Source organism: Novosphingobium sp. FSW06-99 (assembly GCF_001519065.1).
Taxonomy (GTDB): Bacteria; Pseudomonadota; Alphaproteobacteria; order Sphingomonadales; family Sphingomonadaceae; genus Novosphingobium.
Genome location: NZ_KQ954255.1, coordinates 410,671 through 431,887, shown reverse-complemented (window position 1 = coordinate 431,887; position 21,217 = coordinate 410,671). Strand labels below are relative to the sequence as shown.

At 66.0% G+C, this 21,217-nt stretch carries 20 protein-coding genes and 1 tRNA gene; 12 read left to right on the top strand and 9 right to left on the bottom strand.

Annotated elements, in window-relative coordinates; translation table 11 throughout:
- Positions 1–96: 96 nt before the first annotated feature.
- From AQZ49_RS10780 to grxC, 4 genes are all read right to left on the bottom strand, one after another.
- Positions 97–173 (bottom strand) — tRNA-Arg (locus AQZ49_RS10780).
- A gap of 40 nt (positions 174–213) precedes the next feature.
- Positions 214–699 (bottom strand): DUF1178 family protein, encoded by a 486-nt coding sequence (locus tag AQZ49_RS10775; RefSeq protein ID WP_067615360.1) that lies wholly within the window; start codon positions 697–699, stop codon positions 214–216.
- Positions 696–1,544 (bottom strand): carbon-nitrogen hydrolase family protein, encoded by an 849-nt coding sequence (locus AQZ49_RS10770; RefSeq protein WP_067615358.1) that lies wholly within the window; start codon positions 1,542–1,544, stop codon positions 696–698. The genes AQZ49_RS10775 and AQZ49_RS10770 overlap by 4 nt, the downstream gene beginning before the upstream one ends.
- Positions 1,541–1,819, bottom strand: a complete 279-nt coding sequence (gene grxC, locus AQZ49_RS10765) for a glutaredoxin 3 (protein ID WP_067615356.1) — start codon at positions 1,817–1,819, stop codon at positions 1,541–1,543. The genes AQZ49_RS10770 and grxC overlap by 4 nt, the downstream gene beginning before the upstream one ends.
- Before the next feature lie 152 nt (positions 1,820–1,971).
- Between grxC and AQZ49_RS10760 the strand changes: the two genes are divergently transcribed.
- On the top strand, positions 1,972–2,439 hold the full coding sequence (locus tag AQZ49_RS10760) for an Hsp20 family protein (protein ID WP_067615354.1): 468 nt from the start codon (positions 1,972–1,974) through the stop codon (positions 2,437–2,439).
- Between the two features lie 81 nt (positions 2,440–2,520).
- Here the strand turns inward: AQZ49_RS10760 and AQZ49_RS10755 are convergent, their stop codons facing one another.
- From AQZ49_RS10755 to tpiA, 4 genes are all read right to left on the bottom strand, one after another.
- A complete protein-coding gene (locus AQZ49_RS10755; RefSeq protein WP_067615352.1) occupies positions 2,521–2,865 on the bottom strand; it encodes a GIY-YIG nuclease family protein in 345 nt (114 codons plus the stop codon).
- A gap of 54 nt (positions 2,866–2,919) precedes the next feature.
- Entirely contained in the window at positions 2,920–4,551 is a 1,632-nt protein-coding gene (locus tag AQZ49_RS10750) for a CTP synthase (RefSeq protein ID WP_067615350.1), read from the bottom strand.
- Between the two features lie 204 nt (positions 4,552–4,755).
- Positions 4,756–5,148, bottom strand: coding sequence for a preprotein translocase subunit SecG (gene secG / locus AQZ49_RS10745; protein WP_067615459.1), 393 nt, complete (start codon positions 5,146–5,148; stop codon positions 4,756–4,758).
- A gap of 69 nt (positions 5,149–5,217) precedes the next feature.
- Positions 5,218–5,988, bottom strand: a complete 771-nt coding sequence (gene tpiA / locus AQZ49_RS10740; RefSeq protein ID WP_067615348.1) for a triose-phosphate isomerase — start codon at positions 5,986–5,988, stop codon at positions 5,218–5,220.
- Between the two features lie 219 nt (positions 5,989–6,207).
- Here tpiA and AQZ49_RS10735 point away from each other — a divergent pair, with 219 nt between their 5' ends.
- From AQZ49_RS10735 to lexA, 10 genes are all read left to right on the top strand, one after another.
- A complete protein-coding gene (locus AQZ49_RS10735; protein ID WP_067615346.1) occupies positions 6,208–8,145 on the top strand; it encodes a SurA N-terminal domain-containing protein in 1,938 nt (645 codons plus the stop codon).
- Complete coding sequence (locus AQZ49_RS10730) at positions 8,142–9,677, top strand: anthranilate synthase component I family protein (protein ID WP_067615344.1); 1,536 nt, start codon at positions 8,142–8,144, stop codon at positions 9,675–9,677. The genes AQZ49_RS10735 and AQZ49_RS10730 overlap by 4 nt, the downstream gene beginning before the upstream one ends.
- A gap of 7 nt (positions 9,678–9,684) precedes the next feature.
- Positions 9,685–10,272, top strand: coding sequence for an anthranilate synthase component II (locus AQZ49_RS10725; RefSeq protein WP_067615342.1), 588 nt, complete (start codon positions 9,685–9,687; stop codon positions 10,270–10,272).
- The gene (gene trpD, locus AQZ49_RS10720) at positions 10,269–11,267 is read left to right on the top strand and encodes an anthranilate phosphoribosyltransferase (protein ID WP_067615340.1); all 999 of its coding nucleotides are present in this window, start codon (positions 10,269–10,271) and stop codon (positions 11,265–11,267) included. The genes AQZ49_RS10725 and trpD overlap by 4 nt, the downstream gene beginning before the upstream one ends.
- A gap of 1 nt (position 11,268) precedes the next feature.
- Positions 11,269–12,063, top strand: a complete 795-nt coding sequence (gene trpC, locus AQZ49_RS10715; RefSeq protein ID WP_067615338.1) for an indole-3-glycerol phosphate synthase TrpC — start codon at positions 11,269–11,271, stop codon at positions 12,061–12,063.
- A 170-nt stretch (positions 12,064–12,233) separates the two neighbouring features.
- Positions 12,234–14,210 (top strand): SPFH domain-containing protein, encoded by a 1,977-nt coding sequence (locus AQZ49_RS10710; RefSeq protein WP_067615336.1) that lies wholly within the window; start codon positions 12,234–12,236, stop codon positions 14,208–14,210.
- Between the two features lie 66 nt (positions 14,211–14,276).
- On the top strand, positions 14,277–14,969 hold the full coding sequence (locus AQZ49_RS10705) for an aspartate/glutamate racemase family protein (RefSeq protein ID WP_067615334.1): 693 nt from the start codon (positions 14,277–14,279) through the stop codon (positions 14,967–14,969).
- A 28-nt stretch (positions 14,970–14,997) separates the two neighbouring features.
- Entirely contained in the window at positions 14,998–15,477 is a 480-nt protein-coding gene (gene moaC / locus AQZ49_RS10700; RefSeq protein WP_067615332.1) for a cyclic pyranopterin monophosphate synthase MoaC, read from the top strand.
- Entirely contained in the window at positions 15,477–16,700 is a 1,224-nt protein-coding gene (locus AQZ49_RS10695) for a molybdopterin molybdotransferase MoeA (RefSeq protein ID WP_067615330.1), read from the top strand. The genes moaC and AQZ49_RS10695 overlap by 1 nt, the downstream gene beginning before the upstream one ends.
- A gap of 96 nt (positions 16,701–16,796) precedes the next feature.
- Positions 16,797–17,474, top strand: a complete 678-nt coding sequence (gene lexA, locus AQZ49_RS10690) for a transcriptional repressor LexA (protein ID WP_067615328.1) — start codon at positions 16,797–16,799, stop codon at positions 17,472–17,474.
- 20 nt (positions 17,475–17,494) lie between these two features.
- Here the strand turns inward: lexA and AQZ49_RS10685 are convergent, their stop codons facing one another.
- Entirely contained in the window at positions 17,495–19,690 is a 2,196-nt protein-coding gene (locus tag AQZ49_RS10685; protein WP_231739186.1) for a ComEC/Rec2 family competence protein, read from the bottom strand.
- Between the two features lie 28 nt (positions 19,691–19,718).
- Here AQZ49_RS10685 and gltX point away from each other — a divergent pair, with 28 nt between their 5' ends.
- Entirely contained in the window at positions 19,719–21,197 is a 1,479-nt protein-coding gene (gene gltX / locus AQZ49_RS10680) for a glutamate--tRNA ligase (RefSeq protein WP_067615324.1), read from the top strand.
- Positions 21,198–21,217: the final 20 nt, after the last annotated feature.

Below are 21,217 nucleotides of genomic sequence, written 5' to 3'. Positions count from 1 at the left end.
GGGAATTCCGGGGACAGTATACGCATAGGAATTCCGGGGACAGTATACGCATTACAGCGCAATCGCCACGACAAGCCCATGCATCATATACGAAAATGGTGCGCCCGACGGGATTCGAACCCATGGCCCCCAGATTAGGAATCTGGTGCTCTATCCTGCTGAGCTACGGGCGCCCGGGTATTCCCATAAGGGGGATGGCGGGGCGGTGCAACATCAGTTGGCTTTGCCGGGCGGGGCGACGGGGAACAGGATCGGGGCGATTTCGACGCCTTCTTCGACCAGGGCGCGCGCTTCTTCGGGGGTGGCTTGGCCGTGGATCGGGGCGGGGTCGGTTTCGCCGTAATGCATCGCGCGGGCCTGGTCGGTGAACTTGTTGCCCACCCAGGTCGATGACTTCAACGCCTCGGCCTGCATCTGCGCGATCGTGCGCAATGCGGCGATCGCTTCGGGTGGCAGGGGCACATTGGCCGCTTGCGCCGGGGCGGGTGCGGCGGGCAGGTTTTTGGGCGCCCGATCGGGGCGCTGGTTGGCCTTGCGGCCCAGATTGGGGGCCGACACCGCGCGGGTCACTTCGGCGCTGCCGCAGATCGGGCAGGTTACCAGCCCGCGCGCCTGTTGCGCGGCAAAATCGTCGGACGAGCCGAACCAGCCTTCAAAACGGTGCGCGTTCGGTGAACAGCAAAGGTCATAGACTATCATGGGGTTGATCTGGGGATTTCACGCCGGTTGACAAGACTTGGCACCTGCCGCCGCACATCGGCGAGCCGGGCCAGATCGAGCGTGGCATAGCCGATCCCCGCGGCGGTGCCCATGTCGAGCAGCACATCGCCCCACGGATCGATCACCAGCGAATGGCCATAGGTTTCGCGCCCGTCGGCGTGCAGCCCGGTCTGCGCGGGCGCGATGACAAAGGCGCTGGACTCCACCGCGCGCGCGCGCAGCAGCAAGTGCCAGTGCGCCTTGCCGGTCGGCACGGTGAACGCGGCCGGCACGGTGATCACATCACAGGCCCGCCGCCCCAGTTCCTCGAACAGTGCGGGAAAGCGCATGTCGTAACAGATCGCCAGACCCAGCCGCCCGACCGGGCTGTCGACCGTCGCGACGTGTTCGCCCGGGCGATAGGCAGCGGATTCGCGCCAGCTTTCCCCCGTGGCCAGATCGACATCGAACATGTGGATCTTGTCATAGCGCGCAACGATCGCACCGGTCGGGCTGATCACAAAGGCGCGGTTGGCAAAGCGGCCTTCGCCATCGCCCTCGGCCAGCACCGGCAATGACCCGATATGCAGCCAGATCCCCGCCCGCGCCGCCGCCTCGCGCAATGTGGCAAGCGTCGGGCTGGCCGCTTCGGCCACGATATGCGCGCGGGCGCGGGCGCGATTGCGATCGAGCAAGCCGGCCATTTCGGGGGTGAACAGCATTGCCGCCCCCTCACCCGCCGCCTGGAGCAGCGCATCGGCAATGGTGGACGCGTTGGCCGCGGGGTCGATGCCGCTGGTCATCTGCAGCACGGCCACGCGCACGGCGGCGTGGTGGTCGGTCATGCCGCCAGCAACGGATCGAGCCCGCCCTGGCGATCGAGCGCCATCAGATCGTCGCACCCGCCGATATGCCGGCCGTCGATGAAGATCTGCGGCACGGTCATGCTGCCGGGCGCGCGTTCCAGCATTTCGGCGCGCTTCGGCCCGCCCATGGTGATGTCGTATTCCACCGGCGCGACGCCTTTTTCCTGCAACAGCGCCATGGCGCGATAGCAATAGGGGCACCCCCACTTGGTGTAGATTTCCACGCGCGGGGTCGGGGCAGCAGGTTCACGCATCTTGGCCTCTTGAAATCGGGATCATCCACCACACATGACGGATCGAACGATGCGCCGCAAGCCGGGCACCGTTCCTTAGATCGGCCCGTTCGGACGCCTTTCAAGGGTTCGCACCGGGTCATGTGCAAATTGCTCAGCAAGAGGATTGTGCGATGAACCGTTTTGACTTTACCCCCTATCGCCGGACCACCGTGGGTTTCGACCGCCTGTTCGATCTGCTCGAACGGCAGGCCCGTGCCCAGACCGGGGACAATTACCCCCCGTTCAACATCGAACGTCGCGGCGATGACCAGTACCGTATCACGCTCGCCGTAGCCGGGTTCAAGCCCGAGGAGCTTGACATCACCGCCCAGCAGAACCTGCTGGTGGTAAAGGGCCACAAGTCCGATGTGGAGCCCGACGCACGGCAGTTCCTGCACGTCGGCATTGCCAATCGCGGCTTTGAACGGCGGTTCGAACTGGCCGATTATGTGCGCGTGGACAACGCCGACCTGGCCGATGGCCTGCTGACCATCGATCTGGTGCGCGAAGTGCCCGAAGCGATGAAGCCCAAGAAAGTGCTGATCGGCGCGCAAACACCGCTGTCGGTGATCGACGGCGGATCGAGCGCAGCGGCCTGATTGCGGCCAACTGGTAACGATGTGGGGCGGGTCGGCAACGGCCCGCCCTTTTTGCCGAACCACGCAGCGGATCGAACGAAGCTATCCCTCGTCATTCCAGCGAACGCTGGAATCCAGTTGCAACGGTTCAAAGCCGTAATCGATCGCAAGGTCGCGCCAATCCGGATTGGCGGATTCAATCAGGTCGAGTTTCCAACCCCGCTTCCAGGCCTTCAGGCGCTTTTCCCGCAAAATGGCAGATTCCATCGTCGGATGAGATTCAAACCAGACCAGAGATTTCACATCATGCGCGGCAGAAAAGCCGCCGAACGTGCCAGCGCGATGTTGAGCAACCCGCTGGAGCAGGTTTGACGTTACGCCGATGTATAGCGTGCCATTGCGCTTGGACGCCATCAGGTAGACCGCCGGTGCAATGTTCCTTGCCATTGCAAAGTTGCTACTGGATTCCAGCGTTCGCTGGAATGACGAGGGAATAAAATATCAGACCAGCCGGGCCTGTTTCACCGCTGCGGCGATGAAATCGCGGAACAGGGGGTGTGGGTCGAGCGGGCGGCTCTTGAGTTCGGGGTGGAACTGCACGCCGACAAACCATGGGTGATCGGGCCGCTCGACGATTTCGGGCAGCAGACCGTCGGGCGACATGCCCGAAAAGACCAGCCCGCCCGCTTCCAGCCGGTCGCGATAGGCGGCGTTGACTTCATAGCGGTGGCGATGGCGTTCGCTGATCGTGGTTGCGCCATAGATCGCAGCAACGTGGCTGTTGCCGTCCAGCCGTGCCGGATAGGCACCCAGCCGCATCGTGCCGCCCAGATCGCCGCCTTCGGCGCGGGTTTCCAGGCCTTCGGGGGTCATCCATTCGGTGATGATGCCCACCACCGGTTCGTCGACCGGGCCGAACTCGGTCGATCCGGCCGCGGCGATCCCGGCGGTGTTGCGCGCACCCTCGACACAGGCCATCTGCATGCCAAGGCAAATTCCGAAAAACGGCACGCGGCGTTCGCGGGCAAACCGCACCGAGGCGATCTTGCCTTCGGTGCCGCGTTCGCCGAACCCGCCGGGCACCAGAATGCCGTGCATCGGTTCCAGCCTGGCGGCGATTTCCTCGTCACCCTGTTCGAACAGTTCGGCATCGAGCCAGCGGATATGCACTTTGACCCGGTTGGCCAGCCCGCCATGGACCAGCGCCTCGTTCAACGATTTGTAGGCATCGGGCAGGCCGACATATTTGCCCACCACGCCGATCGTCACTTCGCCTTCGGGGTTGTGGAAACGGTCGACCACATCCTGCCAGCGCGACAGTTCGGGTTCGGGCGCGGTCAGCCCGAAATGGCGCAGCACTTCGTTGTCCAGCCCTTCGGCATGGTACTGCAACGGCACTGAATAGATGCTCGACGCATCGAGCGCGGGGATCACCGCCGATTTGCGCACATTGCAGAACTGCGCGATCTTGGCGCGTTCGTTTTCGGGCAACGGCTTTTCGCAACGGCACAGCAGGATGTCGGGCTGAATGCCCAGCCCGGTCAGTTCGCGCACCGAATGCTGGGTCGGCTTGGTCTTCAATTCGCCCGCCGCCGCGATATAGGGCACCAGCGTCACATGGACAAAGCAGCTCTGTTCGCGCTGAAGCTCGTTGTGCAACTGACGCAGCGCCTCGATGAACGGCAGCCCTTCGATATCGCCGACCGTGCCGCCGATTTCGCACAGCACGAAATCCAGATCGTCGGTTTCTGCCTGTGCGAATTCCTTGATCGCGTCGGTCACGTGCGGGATCACCTGCACCGTCGCGCCCAGATAGTCGCCGCGTCGTTCGCGCGCAATGATATCGCGATAAATACGCCCCGAGGTGATGTTGTCGGCCTGCCGCGCCGAGACCCCGGTAAAGCGTTCATAGTGGCCCAGATCGAGATCGGTTTCGGCCCCGTCGTCGGTCACATAGACTTCGCCGTGCTGATAGGGGCTCATCGTGCCCGGATCGACGTTGAGATAAGGGTCGAATTTGCGGATGCGCACGCGATAGCCGCGCGCCTGCAGCAGCGCCGCGAGGCTTGCCGCCATAAGACCCTTGCCGAGCGAGGAGACCACGCCGCCGGTGATGAAAATGTACCGCGCCATGGGAGTAAAGCCTTACCGTCAGAAGTTGGACACGCGCAAGCGGTTGCCGGGGATATTTGCGGGCAATCCACAAGAACCGTGCATCACGAAAAAAGCACGGCCCCGCCCCGCCGCACAGGCAGGTCGTGGCCATGACCTTTTTCAACGCTGGAAAAAACCGGCCAGCCCCCCGTTTTGCGCCGGGGAGCTGATGCCGGGATCATGTTACTGCTTCGCGGCGCCCGACAGCGGATCGGCCGGAAGCGGCTTTACCGCAGGAGTAGCGGGCGCCGAAGGAGCCGCCGACGGAGCGACAGCAGGCGGCGGCGCCAGCGGATCGGCGGGCGCCACCGGCACCGTGCGCACCAGCGAGGTATCGATATTGCGAGTCGCGGTGGTCTTGACCGCCAGCGCCGCCAGGATCACCGACAGCACCACGAACGCGGTCGCCAGCACGCTGGTCGCGCGGGTCATGAAATCGGCCGCTCCGCGTGCCGACATGAAACCTGCCGGGCCGCTGGTGGTGCCGAGCCCCCCGCCTTCGGATTTCTGCATCAGAATGATCGTGACCAGCAGCGCGGCGACAATCGCCTGCACCACGGTAAGAAAGATAAAAATCGTCATGGCTACTCGCCTGAATGGAATAACGCGCACTTAGGCGCGGGCAGACCCGAGCGCAAGCCCACCCTACAGCTCGCCCGTGCCGGCCGCCGCCACGATCGGCAAAAAGGCATCGGCGGTCAGGCTGGCCCCGCCGACCAGCGCGCCGCTGACCCCCGGCGCCGCCAGCAGCGCGGCGGCGTTTTCACCATTGACCGATCCGCCATAGAGAATGCGCACTTTGGCACCTGCATCACCAAACCGTGCCGTCAGCCGCGCGGCAATCACCGCGTGGATCGCCACGACATCCTCGACCGCCGCCACACGCCCGGTACCGATCGCCCAGACCGGCTCATAAGCGACTGACAGGCGCCCCAGCGTGGCCGCCTCGGCAACGCCATCGCCTGTCGGCAGAGAGGCATCGACCTGGCGCGTGACCACCGCTTCGGCATGTCCGGCATCGCGTTCGTCGAGCGTTTCGCCCACACACACGATCACCCCCAGCCCGGCCGCCAGCGCGGCCTCGGCCTTGGCCTGCACCAGCGCATCGGTTTCGCCATGATCACGGCGCCGCTCGCTGTGGCCGACAATCACGAAATCGGCACCGATATCGGCCAGCATGGCCGCCGAAACATCACCGGTATGCGCGCCCTTTGGCGCGGTGTGGCAATCCTGCCCGCCCACGCCGATCGCCGACACTTCATCCCGCAACAGCCCGATCAGCGGAAACGGCGGTGCCAGCGCAACCGCCACATCCTTGTACCGCGCCGCGCCCCGGTCGATGGCGCGCGCCTCGGCCAGCAGGGCCCGGCTGCCGTTCATCTTCCAGTTGCCGACTATATAAGGACGATGCACCATGGCGGGTAAACTTGCCTTCTTTGCAGGGGCCGGAATGCCTGCGTTGCACAGGCGTCCGGACTCGGGGGGTCCAACGCGGCTACCAAATGCGCGCTGCGAATGCAAAACGCGTGGCTGTGGATTTTGTCCAGGGTGGCAGAACCCGCAATTCGCGGCTTGGCGAACCGAAAACCAGTGACTAAGGCAGCCGGCATTGTTCCTGCTTAACGATCGGCTGTCATGCTCGACTTTTTTCGTGCCCTTACCAGATCCCGCATTGGCGCGGTGGTCGGCCTTGTCTTTCTGATCCTGATCGTGCTGGCCTTTGCCGGCGCCGATGTCGGCGGCATGCGCACCGGCAGCCTGCTCGGTGGCGAAAACGTGGCCAGCGTCGGCGGGGCACGGATCACCACGGGCGAACTGGAAAAGACGATCCGCACGTCATACGACAGCGAACGGCAGCGCACCCCCACGCTGAGCATCAAGGACTTCCTTGGCCAGGGCGCGCTGGAGGAAATCCTGACCGGGCTGATCGATCGTGCCGCCACCTGGGAATGGGGCCGCAAATACGGCATCGCCGTCAGCGACCGGCTGATCGACAGCGAAATTGCCAAGCTGCCCGCATTCCAGGGCGCCGACGGCAAGTTCAGCCAGGATGCCTACAAACAGTTGCTGGCGCAGCGCGGGCTGACCGATCAACTGGTGCGCGACGACATCGGCAAGGGCCTGATGAGCAAGCTGGTCTATTCGGGCGCCGCCGAAGGCGCCACGATGCCCGCTACGGTCACCCAGGTCTATGCCGCGCTGGTGCTCGAAAAGCGCACCGGTAACCTGCTGTTCCTGCCCTCTCAGGCGTTTGCCCCCAAGGCTGCGGCCAGTGACCAGCAAGTCGCCGATTTCTACAAGGCGAACATCGTGCGCTATCAGCGGCCCGAACGCCGCACCATCCGCTATGCGGTGATCGATGACAGCGCGCTGAAGAACGTGCCGCCGGTGGCCGAGGCCGATATCCGCAAGCGCTATCAGGCCAATGCCGACCTTTATGCCTCGGGCGAAACCCGCTCGATCACGCAAGTCATCCTGCCGACCGAGGCCGCGGCCAAGGCGTTTGCGGCCGAAGTGGCCGGGGGCAAGTCGATCGAGGCGGCGGCCACTGCCAAGGGCCTGGCGCCGGCCAAGATTGCCGACCGCACGCAAGGCCAGCTTGCCGCCGATGGTTCGAAAGCCGTGGCCGATGCGGTGTTCGCCGCCCCCACCGGCAAGACCATCGCCCCTGCCAAGGGCGCGCTGGGCTGGGTTGTCGCGCGCGTCGATGACGTGAAGAAAAAGCAGGGCAAGACGCTCGATCAGGCGCGCCCAGAAATCGTCGCCGCGCTGACCGCCGACAAGCGCAAGGCGGCGCTGACCGACCTTGCCACGCGGATCGGCGAAAAAGTCGAAAACGGCACCAGCCTGCCCGACGTCGCCAAGACGTATGGCCTGACCGTGATCACCACTGATCCGCTGCTGGCCGATGGCACCGTGGCGGGCAAACCCGACACCAAGGCCCCCGCCGACGTGCAGCCCCTCCTGCAGACCGCGTTCTCGATGGAGCGCGAAGGCCAGCCGCAGATTGCCGGCCTGCCCGGCGGGCTGCGCGTCGCGGTCTATGACGTGGGTACCATCACGCCTGCCGCCCCGGCCCCGCTGGGCGATGTGAAGGCGCAAGTCGCCGCCGACTGGGCGCGCCAACAAGGTGACACCGCCGCCCAGGCCGCCGCCGACAAAGTGCTGGCCGCGCTGGCCAAAAACACCTCGCTCGGCGATGCGGCGAAATCGCTGGGCGTGGCGCTGCCCCCGGTCAACCCGATTGCGGCCACGCGTGCACAACTGGCGCAGATGCAGGGCCGTGTCCCCGCTCCGCTGGCGCTGATGTTCTCGATGGCCAAGGGCTCGGTCAAGAAACTGGCCGCGCCGGGTCAGGCCGGTTGGGTCGTGGTTCAGCTCGACACGGTCGAGCCCGGCAAAGTTGCGCCCAACGATCCCGCCGTCGCGCAGGCGGCGGGCGATCTGGGCAAGGCCACTGGGCGCGAGTACGAAGAGCAATTGCGCACCGCAATCACGCACGAGATCGGCGCCAAGCGCAATCCGACCGCGATTGCCACGGTGCAGACCCAGTTGGCGGGCACCGGGCAATGACCACCGCGCCCGGGCTCGATGCAGCGGCGCCCGACAACGCCGCCGCGGCCCGCATCGCGCTCGAGGCGGGCCGTCCCGCGCTGGTCTGGCGGCGGCTGATTGCCGATACCGAAACCCCGGTGGGTGCCGCGCTGAAACTGATGCGCGAAGGCCGGGGCGATTTCCTGCTCGAATCGGTGCAGGGCGGCGAAGTGCGCGGACGCTACAGCCTGTTGGGCATCGCCCCCGATCTGGTGTTCCGCGCGCGCGGCGCGGTGGCGGAAATCAACCGGGGTTGGGCCACCGATCAGGACAACTTTGCCACGCTGCCGGGCAACAGTCTGGATGCCTTGCGCAAACTGGTCGATGAATGCCGCATCGATGTGCCCGCCGGGCTGCCGCCGGTGCTGGCCTGTCTGGTCGGTTATTTCGGCTATGAAACGATCGGCCTGGTCGAAAAACTGCCACGCGCACCCGATTCCGCGCTCGATCTGCCCGACATGCTGTTTGTGCGCCCGACCGTGCTGCTGGTGTTCGACCGGTTGAGCGACGAACTGGTGGCGGTGGCGCCGATCTGGGCGTCATCGCTGGCGCCCGCGCGCGCGATTGCCGCAGCGGGCGATCGCATCGATGCCGCGCTCGCCGGGCTGAATGGCCCCCTGCCCGCCGAACCACGCCTGACCACGCCGGTCGAGCCCGTGCGCACGCCGGTGATGCCGCCCGAACGCTACGCCGCGATGGTCGAGCGTGCGCAGGACTATATCTACGCAGGCGACATCTTTCAGGTCGTGCTGGCACAGCGCTTTACCACGCCGTTTCCGCTGCCGGCTTCGGCGCTCTATCGCTCGCTGCGGCGGATCAACCCTTCGCCGTTTCTCTATTTCCTCGATCTACCCGGTTTTGCACTGATCGGGTCGAGCCCCGAGATTCTGGTGCGCATCCGCGATGGCGAAGTGACCATCCGGCCGATTGCGGGGACGCGGCCGCGTGGGAAAACCGTCGAAGAAGACCGCGCCAACGAGGCCAGCCTGCTGGCCGACCCCAAGGAACGCGCCGAACACCTGATGCTGCTCGATCTGGGCCGCAACGATGTCGGCCGCGTGGCGCAGGCGGGCACCGTACGCGTGACCGAAAGCTATACCGTCGAACGCTATAGCCATGTCATGCACATCGTCTCGAACGTGGTCGGGCGGCTCGACACCGCGCGCGCATCATCGGTCGATGCGCTGTTCGCCGGGTTTCCTGCGGGCACCGTCAGCGGCGCGCCCAAAGTGCGCGCGTGCGAAATCATCGCCGAGCTGGAGCCTGAAACGCGCGGCGCCTATGCGGGCGGGGTCGGCTATTTCGCCCCCGACGGGTCAGTCGATTCGTGCATCGTGTTGCGCACCGCCGTGCTCAAGGACGGGGTGATGCATGTTCAGGCGGGCGCCGGCATCGTCGCCGACAGCAACCCGATCTACGAACAGCGCGAATGCGAGGCCAAATCGGGCGCGCTGTTTGCGGCCGCGCGCGAAGCGATGCGGGTGGCCAGCGACGCAAAGTTCGGGCAGTAGGCAGGCCATGATCCTCGTTATCGACAATTACGACAGCTTCACCTGGAATCTGGTCCATTATCTGATGGAACTCGGCGCCGAAGTCGAAGTGGTGCGCAACGACGCGCTTTCGGCGGGTCAGGCGATCACCTCGGGCGCGCAAGGGCTGCTGATTTCGCCGGGCCCCTGCACCCCCAACGAGGCGGGCATCAGCCTCGATCTGGTCGGCGCGGCGGCGGATGCCGGGGTGCCGCTGCTGGGCGTATGCCTGGGGCACCAGGCAATCGGGCAGCATTTCGGCGGCACCGTGCAACGCGGCGGGCTGATGCATGGCAAGACCAGCACCGTTACGCATGACGGCACCGGTCTGTTTGCCGGGGTGCCCTCGCCGTTTACCGCGACACGCTATCACTCGCTGATCGTCACCGACATTCCCGATGACCTGGTGGTCAATGCTGAGTCGGACGACGGGCATGTGATGGGATTTCGCCATGCCACCAAACCGATCCATGGCGTGCAGTTCCATCCCGAATCGATCGCGACCGAGCACGGCCATGCGATGATCGCCAATTTCCTGCGCCTGTGCGGGGTCAGTCCACGCGATCTGGCGGCATGACCGCGCTGCCAGCCGTCGATGCGACGCCGCTGGGCGAAGCTGACGCGCAGGCCGCGTTCGGCGCAATCCTGGATGGCGATGTGCCCGATGCGGCGATTGCCCAATTCCTGATCGCGCTGTCCGACCGGGGTGAAACCGCCGCCGAGATTGCAGGCGCGGCGCGCGCGATGCGCGCACGGATGATCCCGATCGCCGCGCCCGCCAACGCCATCGACGTGTGCGGCACCGGCGGCGACGGGCACCACACGCTCAATGTCTCAACCGCGGTCAGCCTGGTGGTCGCCGCCTGCGGCGTGCCGGTGGCCAAGCATGGCAACCGCGCCGCCAGTTCCAAGGCAGGCGCGGCGGACACGCTCGAAGCGCTTGGGCTCAATCTCGACCGCGCTGCGCAAACCGCCGAGGCAACGCTGGCTGACCTTGGCATCGCGTTCCTGTTTGCCGCGCGCCATCACCCGGCGATGGGCCGGATCATGCCGATCCGCCGCAGCATTGGCCGCCGCACGATTTTCAACCTGATGGGCCCGCTGGCCAATCCGGCGGGGGTCACGCGCCAGCTCGTCGGCATTGCCCGGCCGGCCTATGTGCCCATCTTTGGCGAGGCGCTGCGACGGCTGGGCACCACGCGCGCATTTGTGGTGTCGGGCGATGAAGGCCTTGACGAACTGAGCCTGGCCGGGGGCAATGAAATTGCCGACGTGGCCGGTGATACGGTGCTGATGCACCGCATCACGCCTGCCGATGCAGGGCTGAAGACAGTCCCGGTCGATGCCCTGCGCGGCGGCGATGCAGCCTACAATGCCGAGGCGTTGCGGCGCCTGCTGCTGGGCGAACCCGGCCCCTATCGCGACGCCGTGCTGTTCAACGCCGCCGCTGCGCTGATGATTGCGGGCGAGGCAGCCGACTGGCACGCGGGCATCGAGGAAGCCGCCGAAGCGATCGACAAGGGCCTGGCCAAGGCGCTGCTCGATTGCTGGATCGCCACGCTGGCAGGATGACATGACCGACAAACTCGCCGAAATCTGCGCCACCAAGCGCGACGAAGTAACCGCGCGCAAGGCCGCCACCAGTCTTGCCACGCTGCACGAACGCGCCGCCGCACAGACCGTGCCGCGCGGGTTCGAGGCCGCATTGCGCGCCCGCGCGGCCACCGGCTTTGCGCTGATCGCCGAGATCAAGCGGGCGAGCCCGTCGAAAGGCCTGATCCGCCCTGATTTTCAGCCCGCCGACCATGCCCGCGCCTATCAGGCGGGGGGCGCTGCGTGTCTGTCGGTGCTGACCGATGCGCCCTATTTCCAGGGCCATGAAGACTATCTGATCGCCGCGCGCGCGGCCTGCGACTTGCCGGTGATCCGCAAGGATTTCATGATAGACCCGTGGCAATGCGCCGAAGCCCGCGCGATCGGCGCCGATGCCATCCTGATCATCGTCGCCGCGCTCGACGATGCGCAAATGGCCGAGATCGAGGCCGCCGCGCGCGAACAGGCGATGGATGTGCTGGTCGAAGTGCACAACGAGGCCGAAATGGAGCGCGCGCATCGCCTGCAATCGCGCCTGATCGGCGTCAACAACCGCGATCTCAAACGGTTTGTCACCGATCTGGGCGTGACCGAACGGCTTGCCCCGCTGGCGCCCGAGGGCGCGTTGCTGGTGGGCGAAAGCGGGATCAATGTGCACGCCGATCTGTTGCGCCTGGCCGCCTGCGGCACGCGCACGTTCCTGGTGGGTGAAAGCCTGATGCGCGAAACCGATGTCGCCGCGGCCACGCGCAAACTGCTGACCGGCACCGCCTAATTCCTCCCCGGCACGGGGACGAAATAAACTCTGCGACAATTTCGCAACAGAATCGGGTTCTTTACGGTTCTTTATGCGGCTTTTCTCTGGGCCCGCGACTAATCGGGCGTAAATAGGGCCCTGTCGGCAATACCGCCGACACCCCTGTTTGGCCAAGGACGCCAATTCCCATGTTCGATATCCCCGTGTGGGCCGATATCGCCGCCGCGTTGGTGGTGGCGATTGTTTTCGCGCGTGTTTCCGGAATGGTTCGCTATGTCGGCAACAACCGCGTCGCGATTGTCGAAAAACTGTGGAGCGGTTCGGGTTCCGCCACTGGCGGCCTGATCGCGCTGTCGCACGAAGCAGGCTATCAGCCCGCCGTGTTGCGCGGCGGGTTCCACTTCTTCTTTCCGTTTCAGTACCGGCTGCATGCCGAACCGATGGTCACCATTCCGCAGGGCCAGATCGGCTATGTCTTTGCGCGCGACGGCGCGCCGCTCGAACCGACGCAGACACTGGCCAGCAACGCCGCCACTGCCAATTTCCTCGACGTGCGGGCGTTTCTGACCAAAGGCGGACAAAAGGGCCCGCAGCGCACGATCCTGCGTGAAGGCACTTATGCCATCAATCTGGCGCAATTCGTGATCATCAGCCGCGACCAGATCCACGGCCTGATGCTCGAACGCAGCGATGCGCACGTGTTCGAACAGATGTCGGCGCTGATTGCAGAACGTGGCGGATTTGACGCGGTGGTGATCAAGGATGCCAGCGACCAGATCGGCATCGTCACCGTGCATGACGGTCCGGCGCTGGGCGCCGAACAGATCATCGCGCCCGAAGCCGGCACCGATCAGGCCGATCCCGCCACGTTCCACAACTCGTTTCAGGACCCGGAGAAGTTCCTGGCCGCAGGCGGCCGTCGCGGGCGCCAGTTGCAAGTGCTGGTCGAGGGCAGCTATTATATCAACCGCCTGTTCGCGACGGTCGAGATGGTGGCCAAGACGGTGATCGAGGTCGGCCATGTCGGCGTGGTGATCAGCTATAACGGTGCCGACACCGAAGACACCTCGGGCGATGACTATCGCCATGGCGAACTGGTTGCGCGCGGGTCGCGCGGGGTGTGGTCGGAACCGCTGTTGCCCGGCAAATATGCGTTCAACACGTATGCGGGCAAGATCCTGATCGTGCCGACCACCAATTTCATCCTGAAATGGGAACAGGCGTCGGTCGGCAACCACCGCTATGACGAAAACCTGGCCGAAGTGCAGTTGATCACCCGCGATGCGTTCGAACCGATGCTGCCGCTGTCGGTGGTGGTGCATATCGATTACCGCAAGGCGCCGCTGGTGGTGCAACGCTTTGGCGACATCAAGCGGCTGGTCGAACAGACGCTCGATCCGATGGTTTCGGCCTATTTCAAGAACGTCGCGCAGAAACGCACGCTGATCGAACTGTTGCAGGAACGCGCCGACATCCAGCAACTGGCGGGCGAACAGATGCGCACGCGGTTTTCGGCCTATAACCTCGAATTGCAGGAAGTGCTGATCGGCACCCCCCGCCCGTCGAGCAGCGATGAAAACCAGATCGAACGCGTGCTCGAACAGTTGCGCGCGCGCCAGGTCGCCGAGGAACGCGTCGCCACCTATGAAAAGCAACGTGTTGCCGCCGAAAGCGAAAAGGCGCTGCGCGAGGCCGAAGCCCGCGCCAGCCAGCAGACCCAGATCACCCAGTCGGAACTGTCGATCACGGTCAAGGAAAACGAGGGCAAGGCGCAATTGAAGCTCGCCATGCAACAGGCCGACCAGACCCGCACGCTGGCCCGCGCCGAGGCCGACAAAGTGAAGCTGATCGGCGAAGGCGAAGCGGCGCGGATGGTCGCGATTGCCGGGGCCGATGCCGAGCGCATCACCCGCACCGGGCTTGCTACCGCCGAAACGATCGCCAAACAGGTCGAAGCCAGCGGCGGCGCGCGCTATCAGTTGACGCGGCAAGTGATCGAACGCCTGGCCCAGGCGCTCGAAACCTCGGGCGTCGATGTCGTGCCGCGGATCCAGATCAGCGGCAACGGCACCGATGGCGCCAATCCGCTGGCGGGCCTGATCGCCATGCTGTTGTCGGAAAAGGGCGAAGCGCTGCTGAACCGCGAGACCGACCAGGCGGTTTGAAGGCAAAACGGGGCGTTGCTGCAGCAGCGCCCCAAGCCTGCCACATTTGCCCCCCATGCCATGGCCATGAAGACACTTGGCCTGCTGGGCGGCCTGAGCTGGGAAAGCTCGGCCGAATATTATCGCCTGATCAATCAGGGCGTGCGCGACGCGCTGGGGCCGACGCATTCGGCGCAAATCCTGTTGTGGTCGTTCAATTTTGCCGAACTCGAAGCCATGCAGCATGCAGGCGACTGGCCGACGCTGACCGCGCGCATGGTCGATGCCGCACGTCGGCTCGAAGAGGCGGGCGCCGACACGCTGCTGATCTGTTCGAACACGATGCACCAGTGCGCCAGTGCGATCGAGGCGCAAACCGCCATCCCGCTGTTGCACATCATCGACCCGACCGCACAGGCGATCCGCGCGGCGGGGCTGACCCGCATCGGCCTGATCGGCACACGGTTCACCATGGAGCGCGATTTCTACAAGGGGCGCCTGGCGGACCACCACGGGCTCGACGTGATCGTGCCCGATGCCGAAGACCGCGCCGAAGTGCACCGGGTGATCTACCAGGAACTGGTCGCCGGACGCATCGAATCCTCCTCGCGAGAGGCCTATCGCGGCATCATCGGCCGGCTGGTGGCGCGCGGGGCACAGGCGATCGTGCTGGGCTGCACCGAAATCATGCTGTTGATCGGCGCCGAAGACAGCCCGGTGCCGCTGTTCGACACCACCGTTCTGCATGCCGGCGGCGCCGTGCGTGTTGCCCTTGGCTGACCCTGTCAAAACTGGCACAGACGCGACCATGACAGATCTGACCCATCTCGATGAGCACGGCGCGGCACGCATGGTCGATGTCGGCGGCAAGCCCGCGACGCACCGGGTGGCGATTGCCGGCGGCCGTATCCGCATGAGCGCCGCCGCACGCACCGCGATTGCCGACGGCACCGTCCCCAAGGGCGACGTGTTCGCCACCGCGCGGATTGCCGGGATCATGGCGGCCAAGCGCACCGCAGACCTGATCCCGCTGTGCCATCCGCTGGGCCTCGATGCGGTCACGGTCGATTTCGTGCTGGAGGAGGATGGCGTCACAGCCACCGCCAGCGCATCGCTGACCGGGCGAACCGGGGTCGAGATGGAGGCGATGACCGCCGTGTCGATCGCGTTGCTGACGATCTATGACATGGCCAAAGCGATCGACAAGGCGATGGTGATCGGCGAAGTGCGCCTGATCGAAAAGCGCGGTGGCAAATCGGGAACCTGGCGCCCGGACGCGCCCGCCTGATGCCGCGCACGCCGCCCTTGCCGCCGCCCTTGCCGCTGGCCGAGGCGCAGGCACGCCTGCTCGCGCTGGCCCCCGCACTGCCGATCGAATGGCGCGATGTGGCCGATTCCAACGGCTATTTCCTGGCTCAGGCGCTGCCCGCGCGGCGCGATCAGCCAGCCGCGCCGCTGTCGGCAATGGATGGCTTTGCCATGCGCGCAGCCGATCTGCCCGGGCCGTGGCGGCTGGTCGGCGAAAGCGCGGCGGGGCACCCGTTCGCCGGAACAGTCGGCCCCGGCCAGGCGGTGCGCATCAGCACCGGCGCGGTCGTGCCCGCGGGCGCCGACATGGTGCTGCTGAAGGAAGACAGCGCGGTCGATGCCGACACCTTGACGCTGGTCGGCACTGCGCCCGATCCCGCCGAACGCCATATCCGCCCGCGCGGCATGGATTTTGCCACCGACGATGCGATCCTGCCGGCCGGATGGCGGATCAATGCCGCCGCGATTGGCCTCGCGATTGCCGCCGGGCACGATCGCGTGCCCGTGCGCCGCGCCTTGCGCATGACAGTGATCGACGGTGGCGACGAATTGGCACCACCCGGCACCACCCCCGCCACGCATCAGATTCCCGCCAGCAACGGGCCGATGCTCGCCGCCATCGGCCAGGGTCTGCCGGTAACATCCAGGCGGATCGGACCGGTGCCCGATCGGCTCGATGCCCTGATCGCGGCGTTTGACGCCGCCGCCGGGGCCGACGTGATCGTCACCAGCGGCGGCGCATCGGTGGGGGACCATGATCTGATCCGCCCGGCGCTGGCGGCAATGGGCGTGGAGATCGATTTCTGGCGCGTCGGCATCAAACCCGGCAAGCCGCTGCTGGTGGCGCGGCGCGGGGATCAGATCATTCTTGGCCTGCCGGGCAATCCGGCATCGGCCTGGGTGACCGCGTTCCTGTTTCTGCTGCCGCTGCTGCGCGCCATGCTGGGCGCCGCCGCGCCTTTGCCGCGCACGATTGCCGTCCCGCTGACAACGCCAATGGGCAAAGGCGGCAGCCGCATGGAATTCCTGCGTGCGCGGTGGGATGGCGCGGGCGTGGCGCTCGACCAACAGCAGGATTCGGGCGCCCTGTCACCGCTGGCGCGGGCCAATGCGCTGGTGGTGCGTGAACCTGGCGCGCCGCCCGCACCGGTCGGTACGCCGGTGCAAGTCTATCTGACCGAAGCGATCGACGCGCTCCATTGAAAAATGGCGGAATTGCTTGACTAGTTCCGTTTGGTTGCCTAATCGTTCCGCATTCGTTCACGACCTTTGGACCAGTTACCAGCGGGAGACCGGGTGATGCTGACGCGCAAACAGCACGAACTCTTGACTTTCATCCAGAACCGACTGGAAGATTCAGGCATTTCCCCCTCGTTCGAAGAGATGAAGGAGGCGCTCGATCTGAAATCGAAGTCGGGGGTGCACCGGCTGATTTCGGCATTGGAAGAACGCGGCTTCATCCGCCGGCTGGCCAATCGTGCACGCGCGCTGGAAGTGATCCGCGAACCCGACACCGCCAGCCCTCGCGCCGCCGCGCGCGCCGCTGCCCCGGTGATAACCCCGCCGCGCGCCGTAGCGCCGCCACCCGCCAACGACGTGATCGAAATCCCGCTCCATGGCCGCATCGCCGCCGGGGCCCCGATCGAGGCGATGGAAGACCACGCGATGCTGCCCGTCCCTGCCGCGCTGCTCGGCCCCGGGGAACACTATGCGCTGGAAGTTTCGGGCGATTCGATGGTCGAGGCGGGCATTCTGGATGGCGACTTTGCGCTCATCCGCCGCACCGACGTGGCGCGCGACGGCGAAATCGTGGTCGCGCTGGTGCGCGGCGAGGAAGCCACGCTGAAATACTTGCGGCGCGAAAAAGGCATGGTCCGCCTCGACCCCGCCAACGCCGCCTATGACCCGCAATTCTACACCCCCGGCGAAGTCCAGGTGCAGGGCAAGCTGGCCGGGCTGTTGCGCCGGTATCATTGACGCGCGGCGCGGCCTGACGGTCACGGCCAGTGGTGCCACACATGGTCGCCGCTGGTCTGGGCCACAGTGCGGATCGTACCACTGGCCAGATCGATGGTCATCCCGCCGGTGCGCGCCAGCAACGTGCCATCGGCCAGCAACTGGCGGGGATGGCATACCGCCGGCAGCGGGTGATCGGCGATCACCAGATCGCTTTGCGCGCAGGCCTGGGCCAGGCCGTCTTCGTTCAACCGGCGATGGCTTTGCGCGATCATCAGCACGGTGCGCCGTCCATAACGGGTAAGCGCCAGTGCGCAGAAATCATGCGTGCATTGCGCACCGGGCCAGTCCTCCAGCGGGCGGGTGGCGCCGGCCATGCCAGAGGCCTCGAGCACCTGATCGCGCGCGAAATGCCCCTGCCCCGGGCTCAGCACGACCAGATCGGGGCCCAGCCCGGTGATCCCGACATGGCGACCATCGCCGGCAATCAGGATATCGGGGGGGCGGATCATGACCCAGACGCACAGCGCCAGCACCATCGGCACCAGCCCCCAGCGCCGCACCGGCCCGCTCCATAGCGCCAGCCACAACCCGCCCGCGATCCACAGGCCATAGACCCACCCGGGCATCGCGGGCAGCGTGGTCACCGCACCGGGCAAGGATGCCGTGGCGTGCGCGACCCACAGCACCGCATCGAGCGCGCGGCCGGTCACCCACCACGCCGGGCCGCCCAGCCCCAGCGGATCGAGCAACAGCGCCAGCGCCAGTCCCGGCATGGCCACACACACGACCAGCGGGATGGCCACCAGGTTGGCCAGCGCGCCGTACAGGCCCGCCCGGTGAAAATGGAACAGCGCCATTGGCAGCAACGCGCATTCGATGGCCAGTCCGCCCACCACCAACAGCACCACCTGGCGCCCCAGCCGTGCCAACGGGCCTTCCTCGCGCCGCGTCATGAAGCGTTGCATCGGCGCCGCACCGTGCAGCGCGATCACCGCGATCACCGCGCCAAAGCTCATCTGGAACCCCGGCCCCGCCACAGCTTCGGGCCAGAACAGCATCACGAACAAGGCCGCCACCGCCAGCAGGCGCATCGACAGCGGATCGCGACCCAGCGCCAGCGCGCCCAGCACCAGCACCGCGCCTGCCACTGCGCGCATGGTCGGCACTTGCGACCCGGTGATCAGGCAATAGGCCACCCCTGCCCCGGCCCCGCACATCGCTGCCAGCAGCGGCAATCGCACGCGCAGGGCAATCCACGGCACCAGCCCCAGCCCGCGAAACACCAGCAAATAGACCGCCGCGATCACCGCGCTGACATGCAGTCCGCTGATCGACAACAGATGGGCGAACCCCGCATCGCGCATCGCCTCGGCATCGCTGCGCCCGATCGCGCCGCGATCCCCGCTGGCCAGCGTGGCGGCAATCGCACCCGCCGATCCCCCCAGATGCGCCAGCACATGATCGCGCAAGCCCGCCGCCACCCACCGCATGGACGGTGCAGGCGCGGCCCGCGCGATGACGGTAACCGGGCCGCCGATCGATCCGGTCGCGGCGATCCCCGCAAACCAGGCAGCAAAGGCATAGTCGTGGCTGCCGGGCAGCATCGGCGGCGCGGGTGGATCGAGCCGCGCGCTCGCGGCAATCGTGGCACCGGGCACCAGATCGCCGCGATCGATCTGCGCGGGGATCATCACTTGCACCAGCACCGGGCGATCCACCCCGGCGATCCGCGCCGCCAGCAACAGCCGTGCGCCGCCGCTGGCATCCTGCCGATCGACGATCCGCCCCGCCAGCACCACGGTTTCGCGCATGGCAATGGGCGGCGCGCCAACCAGCGCGGACTTCATCCAGATCGCCGCGCACCCCGCCGCCAGCATCAGCGCCATGCCGATCAGCGCGTGGCGCAGATGATCGGCCTGCCCTTCGCGCGCGATCAATGGCGCAATGACCATGGCCGCAGCGCACAAGCTGATCCAGGCCGCCCATTGCCACGGCCCCGACAGCGCGATCCATGCGCCAATTCCCGTGCCATAGCCCACCACCAGCCATGGCGCGCGCTCGAACGGATGCGCGTTCAGGAATTGTTCGATGGTGCGCTGCACACTGGACAACGTCCCCAAACTGTCCCAATGCGCGTTCGTCTTTGCCACTGGTCCGATCGCGCGATTCCCGGCGTCGGCGCACGGTTCGGCCAGCGACGAAAAGGTGGTTCCGGCGGACGCAGGTTCGGCCATGGCCATGATGAAAAGGATTGCGCCAGCAATGGCAAGCGCGAGTGGTTCCAATTCTGCTGCTTCGGACCGCAAGGCTGCGGTGGTTACCCGTTTTGCCCCGTCGCCGACCGGTTTTCTGCATATTGGTGGCGCGCGCACCGCGCTGTTCAACTGGCTGTTTGCGCGCCATCACGGCGGCACTTATCTGCTGCGGATCGAGGATACCGATCGCGCGCGGTCGACCGAACCGGCGATCGAGGCAATTTTCGATGGCCTGTCGTGGCTGGGGCTGCAAGGCGATGAAGAACCGGTGTTCCAGTTTGCCCGCTCTGAACGCCATGCCGAAGTTGCGCACCGTCTGCTGGCGGCGGGCCATGCCTATCGCTGCTATCTGACGCAGGAAGAACTGGCCGCGCGGCGGCAGGCGGCGCAGGCCGAACGCCGCCCGTTCCGCATCGACAGCGAATGGCGCGATGCCGATCCGTCGACCTGGCCCGTTGGCCAGACCTATGTGATCCGCATCAAGGCGCCGCGCGATGGCGAAACCGTGATCGACGATCTGGTGCAGGGCACGATCACCGTCAGCAATCGCGAGATCGACGATTTCGTCATCCTGCGCAGCGACGGCACGCCGACATATATGCTGGCGGTGGTGGTCGACGATCACGACATGGGCGTTACCCACGTGATCCGGGGCGATGACCATATCAACAACGCCTTTCGCCAGTTGGTCGTCATCCGCGCCATGCATACGATTGAACAGGCCGAAGGCACCGGCGCCTGGCCCGATCCGTTTTATGCGCATATTCCGCTGATCCACGGCGCCGACGGGGCAAAGCTGTCAAAGCGCCATGGCGCACTGGGCGTCGATGCCTATCGCGATGAACTGGGCCTGTTGCCCGAAGCGGTGGTCAATTACCTGCTGCGGCTCGGTTGGGGCCATGGCGATGAGGAAATCATTGCCCGCGAACAGGCGGTGGAATGGTTCGACATCGCCGATGTGAACAAGGGCGCGGCGCGGTTTGACCTGAAAAAGCTGCTCAATCTCAACGGACACTATATGCGTCTGGCCGATGATGCGCGGCTGACCGATGAAGTGGGCAAACGGCTCGCCATCACCGACCCGGCGCAACTGGCGCTGCTGACGGCCGCGATGCCGGTGCTCAAGGTGCGCGCCGCCGATCTCAACGAATTGGCCGACGGCGCGCGGTTCCTGTTCGCACGCCGCCCGATAGAACCCGATGCGAAGGCGGCGGCGCTGCTCACGCCGGAGGCGCGAGCGCTGCTGGGCCAGGTGATCGACCGGCTCGATGGCACCGACGACTGGACGATCGAGGCGCTCGAAGCGGCGGTCAAGGCGCTGGCGCAAGAGCTGGGCCTTGGCCTTGGCAAGCTGGCGCAACCGTTGCGCGCCGCGTTGACCGGCACGACGATTTCGCCGGGTATCTATGACGTGCTGGTGCTGCTGGGCCGCGAAGAGGCGATGGCGCGGCTCGGCGATCAGCGCGCCGAGGCATCGGCCGCATGACCGGCGGACGTTCAAGAATT